The sequence below is a fragment of the Pontibacterium sp. genome (genome assembly GCF_041587635.1).
GTDB lineage: Bacteria > Pseudomonadota > Gammaproteobacteria > Pseudomonadales > Balneatricaceae > Pontibacterium.
This window is the reverse complement of sequence record NZ_JBFGYC010000171.1, coordinates 1-7,074: the sequence shown is the minus strand read 5'-3', so window position 1 is coordinate 7,074 and position 7,074 is coordinate 1. Positions and strand designations below refer to the sequence as shown.

General features: G+C 51.3%; 6 protein-coding genes and 1 pseudogene. 2 read left to right on the top strand and 5 right to left on the bottom strand.

Annotated elements, in window-relative coordinates; translation table 11 throughout:
• From ABYW01_RS10140 to puuE, 3 genes and pseudogenes are all read right to left on the bottom strand, one after another.
• Positions 1–419: pseudogene (locus ABYW01_RS10140) on the bottom strand (allantoicase); the annotation flags it as partial.
• 25 nt (positions 420–444) lie between these two features.
• Positions 445–966 (bottom strand): 2-oxo-4-hydroxy-4-carboxy-5-ureidoimidazoline decarboxylase, encoded by a 522-nt coding sequence (gene uraD / locus ABYW01_RS10135; RefSeq protein WP_372832481.1) that lies wholly within the window; start codon positions 964–966, stop codon positions 445–447.
• Positions 963–1,886 (bottom strand): allantoinase PuuE, encoded by a 924-nt coding sequence (gene puuE, locus ABYW01_RS10130; RefSeq protein ID WP_372832480.1) that lies wholly within the window; start codon positions 1,884–1,886, stop codon positions 963–965. The genes uraD and puuE overlap by 4 nt, the downstream gene beginning before the upstream one ends.
• Before the next feature lie 331 nt (positions 1,887–2,217).
• Between puuE and uraH the strand changes: the two genes are divergently transcribed.
• Complete coding sequence (gene uraH, locus ABYW01_RS10125; RefSeq protein ID WP_372832484.1) at positions 2,218–2,568, top strand: hydroxyisourate hydrolase; 351 nt, start codon at positions 2,218–2,220, stop codon at positions 2,566–2,568.
• A gap of 659 nt (positions 2,569–3,227) precedes the next feature.
• Here the strand turns inward: uraH and ABYW01_RS10120 are convergent.
• Both ABYW01_RS10120 and ABYW01_RS10115 read right to left on the bottom strand, forming a co-directional pair.
• A complete protein-coding gene (locus tag ABYW01_RS10120; protein WP_372832478.1) occupies positions 3,228–4,127 on the bottom strand; it encodes an urea transporter in 900 nt (299 codons plus the stop codon).
• A 72-nt stretch (positions 4,128–4,199) separates the two neighbouring features.
• Positions 4,200–5,432: an NCS2 family permease gene (locus ABYW01_RS10115; protein ID WP_372832483.1), complete on the bottom strand. Its 1,233-nt coding sequence runs from the start codon at positions 5,430–5,432 to the stop codon at positions 4,200–4,202.
• A 572-nt stretch (positions 5,433–6,004) separates the two neighbouring features.
• Here ABYW01_RS10115 and ABYW01_RS10110 point away from each other — a divergent pair.
• Positions 6,005–6,736, top strand: coding sequence for a GntR family transcriptional regulator (locus tag ABYW01_RS10110; RefSeq protein WP_372832477.1), 732 nt, complete (start codon positions 6,005–6,007; stop codon positions 6,734–6,736).
• Positions 6,737–7,074 lie beyond the last annotated feature (338 nt).

Below are 7,074 nucleotides of genomic sequence, written 5' to 3'. Positions count from 1 at the left end.
TCGTCGTCAATCGCGTGCAGGTGTTCGCTGTTACCTTGCAGGTTTACCGCGGGCAGAATCTCGTTCCACTCGGCGCTGCTGTCTGGTTCGCCGTCGGGGGAGAAGCAGGCTTCCAAGGAGGCGGATGGTGGAAAGTTACCGGTGAAGTGGGCGGTATCGATGTTCACACCCTTGATGACACCGGGTACACCCAGACGGACCACGGCGGAGTCGTAACCTTCGCAACGCTTACGGCGGGATTCCCAGCCATCCATCCATTTACCGTTGTCGTCGAACACGCCTTCTTTCCAGACCGCGGCCTCAGGTTGCAGCATGCGGTTAGCATCGGCAAACCAGTCGTCGGTCACAAAGATCACTTCGCTGCCCAAGCGGGCGTCCGCCAGGTTGATATATTTCTGAAATGTTGCTGTTTGTTTCATAATTATTTTTCTTCTCAGTAAGTGGTTACATGTCATTCAGTCGGAACCGGGCGATCTTGTTGATCTCCTGCAGGGCCGTCTCAAACTCCAGCTCCGGACTGTTGTGAATACGTGTCTCAAACGCCGCCAAAATCTGGTGTCGATTGCTGCCTTTTACCGCCATGATGAATGGGAACCGGAACTTGTCCTTGTAGGCGTTATTCAGTTCAGTGAAGCGCATAAACTCTTGTTCATTACACTCGTGAATGCCTGCGCCGGACTGTTCTGAGGTGGAGGCCTCAGTCAGTTCGCCTGATATTGCTGCTTTACCTGCCAGGTCCGGGTGGGCGTTGATCAGGTCCAGCTGAGCCTGATGGCCACTGTTGTTCAGGATGCCCGCCATGTGCTCATGCAAAACGCTGATCTGGTTGTGCAGTTCGGTGATGCCCTGGTCGAACGCCTTTTCTGCCACCCAGGATGAATGTTCGTAAATATCAGCAAAGGTGCTTACGAAGGTGGTGCGATCCATCTCGTTAGGGGTGCAGTGCTGGAACCTTCCGTTACTCATTTGGCGCTCTCCGGGTTGTATGGGTGCTTTTCATGCCAGTGTTTGGCGATATCGATGCGGCGGCTGAACCAGACGTTGTCGTGGCTTTTCGCGTACTGGATAAAGCGTTCCAGAGCAGCGATGCGGGCCGGACGGCCGATCAGGCGGCAGTGCAGGCCAATCGACAACATCTTCGGTGTCTTTTCACCTTCGGCATACAGGGTGTCAAAGGCATCTTTCAGGTATTGGTAGAACTGCTCACCGCTGTTAAACCCCTGCACGGTCGAAAAACGCATGTCGTTGGTGTCCAGGGTGTAAGGGATGACAAGGTGACCTTTACCGTTGTTATCGGTCCAGTAGGGCAGGTCGTCATCGTAGGCATCGGAGTCGTAGAGGAAACCACCTTCCTGCATCACGAGGTCACGTGTATTCGGGCTGTTACGACCGGTGTACCAACCCAGTGGGCGCTGGCCGGTCACCTGAGTGATGATTTCGATCGCTTTATTCAGATGCTCCCTCTCTTCCTCTATATCCATGTACTGATAGTCGATCCAGCGGTAAGCGTGGCTGCAGATCTCGTGGCCTGCCTCAACCATCGCTTTTGCCACCTCTGGGTGACGTTCTATAGCCATCGCAACAGCAAACACGGTGAGTGGTACATCGTACTTGTCGAACAACTTCAACAGACGCCATACACCTGAACGGCTGCCGTACTCGTAGATGGACTCCATGCTCATGTTGCGTACGCCCGCAAGTGGCTGTGCGTTTGGCATCTCTGACAGGAACGCTTCCGATTCTGCATCACCGTGCAGAACGCAGCGCTCGCCACCTTCTTCGTAGTTGAGGACGAAGGAGATCGCGATACGCGCATCACCCGGCCATTGAGGATGGGGAGGGTTGGCACCGTATCCGATTAGGTCTCGTGGGTAATCTCTGCTCACGGTTCAACTCCTTACGTTACAGATAACTCTTTATTACGTTTTAGAACAAAAAACGTGTGTAAACAATTTGTATGTTTTGATTGTATACAATGCTAAATGGGTTTGGCAAAGAAAAAGTTGTCCTTCGGGTCAAAAAAATGATTATATAGGCCTATCTTCTGTTCTTTAAGGGACTCCAGCCGTTAGAAATATCCGCTAAAAGTGGATTTCTGTCTGGTTTAGGTGCTATCTGTATACAATGCGTCTCGTCATGGTGACGTGTGATAGGCAGTTTGCAGGGAGTTCGACATTCACTATCTATTGGAGGGTGCTGTTAGCACTGCAACGATTTATGGGTTATCTGACGACACATGTGCTGGATTCGGCATTTGGCTGCCCGGGCAGCAACATTCTGGTAAATCTGTACCGCATAGGTGCTGAGCGCGAACTGATTGCCTCGGTCACCACCAACAGCGATGGCCGCTGTGATCAGCCGGTGCTGGAAGGTGAGGCGTTTACTAAGGGGGTGTACGAGCTGGAATTTAGCGCGGGTGCTTACTACCGTAAACGCGGCATGGAGCTGCCTGAACCGGCGTTTCTGGATGAGGTGGTATTACGTTTTGGTATCGCGAATGAAGATGAGCACTATCACGTGCCGTTGTTGATTTCGCCGTATAGCTACTCTACCTATCGCGGAAGCTGATCGGAGCGACAACGTTGTCACTGAAAAACCGCCTCATCGAAGGCGGTTTTTTTGTGCATATTTGTTGGGTGCGGAGGGGAAGGGGCCTTGGGTAGACTTATAGCCTACTGGCAGCCTAAAGACTGCCCTACATACATAGATCGAGGTGATCTCGTTCTTACGCTCCGGTATAGAAATGACTAGGGGAGCAGTGACACTGCGTAGTCCGATGTAGGGTAGGCTTCAGCCTACCGGCAGCGTGATCACCGACGATGACGAAGACGCTGCCCTACAGATGGTGAAGTAGTTGCAGAGAGGGCGTGATAAAAACCAAATTTGAAGTCACTTCGGGAATTTGGTGCAGATGCGATTCCCTTACTTGGAAACCAGAAGGTCCGGTGTAGGGTTGGCTTTAGCCTACCGGCAGCGTGATCACCTACGATGACGACGATGCCCTACAGATGGGGTATGACGTAGTAGGGTAGGTTGGGTCGAGCGTAGCTACACCCAACAGGGGCGGCAGGGATGTATTGTGGTGTTGGGTATCGCCTCCGGCTCGACCCAACCTACGAGGCTAATCGATGATTTGGAAGTCAGTAGGTTCAATGTAGGGTAGGCCTTTAGCCTACCGGCAGCCTGAAGGCTGCCCTACAAGTGGAGTAGACGCTGATCTAATTAGCTTACTGCCCCCAACGCTTCCCAACACTCATCACAAACCACGTCGAAACAATAAACGGTAAGGTCAGCACGACTACCCCAGCGGAATGTGCCATCACCGTAAACAACGTAGCCAGAGTTGCTGCAATCACTGCACTAATCGCCGCGTACCAACTGCGTTCTGCAAACGCCAGGCAACACAAGATCGCACTAAATCCAAACAACCCCGTATTCACCTGCGTATCGGATATCCCTACAAGCATCGTGATCACCACACTGCAAAACATCCCCACGGCTGCAAACAACGCCGCCACCGGTTTATGCGCCAACAGCGCCGCAAAGAATATAACCCCCGCAAGCATGTTGTCTTGAAACATCACCTGCCCAAAGCTGAGAAAGAACGATGAATGTGGATTCAGTTCGCCAGCGCCAACAAGCGGCTGCGGATTCGGATCAGCCAATCCCAGCGCATTAATAAGCTCAATTGCAAACAGGGTAACCGTGACAAAAGGCAGTGTCAGTGCAGGTACATGACGGTTCAGTAGGGCATGTAACAGCCAGGTTGATGCCCCTGCGGCGACAACGGTGATACCCACAAGCAGTGGGCTGGTATCAAAGAAGCAGAACAGGGCGGTCCCGACCAGCATCGGGTTGTAGCCATACAGCCCCTCATCGATATCTGCCCGGTTATAGCGCAGCACAGTCGCGATAAGCGTACCGGTGACCAATCCGATCAACCCGCCGAGAAACATCGGCACAGATCCAGACAGCACACCCATCAAGGTCGCAACACCCACCAACGCACTGCGTTGCAGGAAGATCTGACTACAACCGTGCAGCAACGCAATAGCGAAGTTTTGCATCGGTTGTGGGCGGCTTACGTGCTGCACCAATGGATCGTCTGTATCGGGGTTTGAATTCATAGGCTGCGGTGTACTGGAGAGGCAATAAAAAGGCCCTCACAAAGGAGGGCCCGGTTTTAATCGCGTGGGTGTTTACAGGAAGATGAACTTGGCAATGAACAGGCCTGTCAGTACCCAGATACTCAGTGAGATCTGATCGCGGCGGCCGGTGAACAGTTTCATAGCGGTATAAGTGACAAAGCCCATTGCGATACCGTTGGCGATAGAGAACGTCAGCGGCATCATGATCACGGTAATGATTGCTGGAATCGCATCGGTCATATCATCCCAGTTGATCTGCTTCATGCCGGTCATCATCAGCATGGCAACATAGATGAGCGCACCGGCTGTTGCATAAGCGGGGATCATCCCTGCCAGCGGTGCCAGGAACATAGACGCCAGGAACAGCAAGCCAACCACGATAGCTGTCAGGCCGGTACGACCACCGGCAGCAACACCGGATGCACTCTCGACGTAGCTGGTGACAGGTGGGCAACCGAAGAAAGTACCAAAAACACTGGAGCTACTGTCTGCTTTGAGGGCTTTGCTCAGATTCTCGATGTAACCGTCTGGACGGATCAGGTTCGCTTTAGTCGCGACACCCATCAGTGTACCGGCGGTGTCGAACATGTTGACGAACAGGAACGCCAGGATCACACCGATCATGCTGACATCCAGTGCGCCCATAATGTCCAGTTGCATGAAGGTAGGGGCGACGCTCGGCGGTGCAGAGAAGATGCCGTTGTATACGACCAGATCAAGACCCCAACCCAGGAAGGTCACGACCAGAATACTGATAAATACAGAACCAAACACGTTGTGGTATGACAGCACCGCGATCATCAGGAAGCAGACCGCTGCCAGCAGTGTGGCGGGTTCGAGGAAGCTGCCCATCGATAACAGAGTCGCCTGATTGTCGACAACAATACCTGCTGTTTTCAAGCCGATCAGGCCGAGAAATAAACCAACACCGGCGGTCATCGCAAACTTCAGGCTCATTGGGATACTGTTCAGCAGCCACTCTCGAATCTTATAAAAACTCAGAATGACAAAGAGCACCCCGGAGAGGAATACGGCCCCCAGCGCAACCTGCCAGGTGTGACCCATCTCCAGTACAACGGTATAGGTGAAAAAGGCATTCAGTCCCATGCCGGGAGCCAGACCAACAGGCCAGTTGGCATACAGACCCATCAGGAAACAGGCGATGGCAGCACCGATACAGGTCGCAACAAAGACTGCGCCGTGATCCATGCCAGCAGATGACATGATATTTGGGTTAACAAAGATGATGTAACCCATGGTTACAAAGGTAGTCAGACCGGCCATTAGCTCTGTGCGGATATTGGTACGATGCTCAGCAAGCTTAAAAAATCGGTCGAGGAAGCTGCGACTGTTTGAGTCGGGGGTATCTGCGGTAGCTATTTGTTCTTGTTGAATGCTTTCCACAACTTTTACTCCTCAGGTTAGGGTTGTTCAGAGCTCCGAGTTATTTTTATGGATAGCTCTGCAGATCGTTGTGTTTCAATCCATGGAAACGTGGCACGTCCTTAAATTTTTGTGCTACAAACAATACTAATATTGTATACAAAAAAATCAACCCAGAAGTCAGGTTTTTAGTCTTAAGTATCACGCCTGCTGGCTAAGTGATTGATATTTAAGTGTTACAGAATTGTATTCAGGTTTCGTATCGTGAAAAACAGCCTAAAGTACTACGTAAACCAAGCATCAAGTTGAACCAAAAAGGTGAGGAAGGCTATTTGTGTACAAAAAATTCACTTTTATGTAGCATTTAACGTATCAGATATATGTACTGCCGATCCTGGGGACGGGAGCAAGTAGCAAGTAGAACGGTAAATACCTGTACCCATCGGCATGCGCAGACAAGTAGATCGGAACCTATGAACCAGATTTCTGAGAAAGTAACGTCCAAGAAAGGACCAAAAGGTAAAAGAACCCAGGACGACATCGTTTATGAATACATCTTCGATGCCATTCTGGAACAGCGCCTGGCACCGGGCACCAAACTGAACGAAGAGTCATTGGGTGAAATCTTCGGCGTAAGCCGCACCATCATCCGCCGTGCACTGTCCCGTCTGGGGCATGAGCAGGTGATCGTACTGCGACCAAACCGTGGTGCCGTGGTGGCCAGCCCAACGCTGGAAGAAGCCAAGCAGATCATCTTCGCCCGCCGCGTAGTTGAGCGTGCCGTGACCGAGCTGGTGGTCGACAACGCACAGCCAGCAAAGATCGAACAACTGAAAAAGCTGGTGCAGGACGAACAGGATTGTTTCGCCAAAGGTGATAAAGGGGCCGGTATCCGCCTCTCCGGCGAATTCCACCTGAAACTCGCGGAGATGGCCAACAACCCTCCGCTGCTGAGCTTCCAGCGCAGCCTGGTATCCCAGTGCTCACTGATCATCGCCCAGTACGAAAAGAACGGTGAGAAATCCCACTGCTCCTACGACGAACACTATGAACTGATCGATGCCATCAAGAACCGCGATAAAGAACTGGCGGTAAAACTGATGATGCATCATCTGGATCATATCGAGCACAAGCTTAGCCTGGATGACGAACCTTCACCGGACGACCTGCGTTCGATCTTCTCCAATGTATTGGGGGAGAAGTAGGGCGCTGTTGAAATAATGCCTTTATGAACTTTTGTTCTTTCTTGTCAAGGGGATGCAGTCAAGCATCCCTTGCTTCAGCCTTCCTGAAAAGTATTTTTAGCTCTTCAGTCATTTCCGTCCATTGTAGAGTTTGTCTCCAAGATGGGTCATAGAAGTCTAGCAATTTCTACAGTATATCTATCGTTGTCTAACGAATCAGGCTCTTTTCGAGTCCGGATTATGGCACGATTTGTCGCTTGCGTTTTGTACTATATCAATACATATTAGGCGTTTAGGGATAGTGCCATGCATAAATATAAGCATGGAAAATCATCAAAGTACGCGTGCTCGAATTCAGT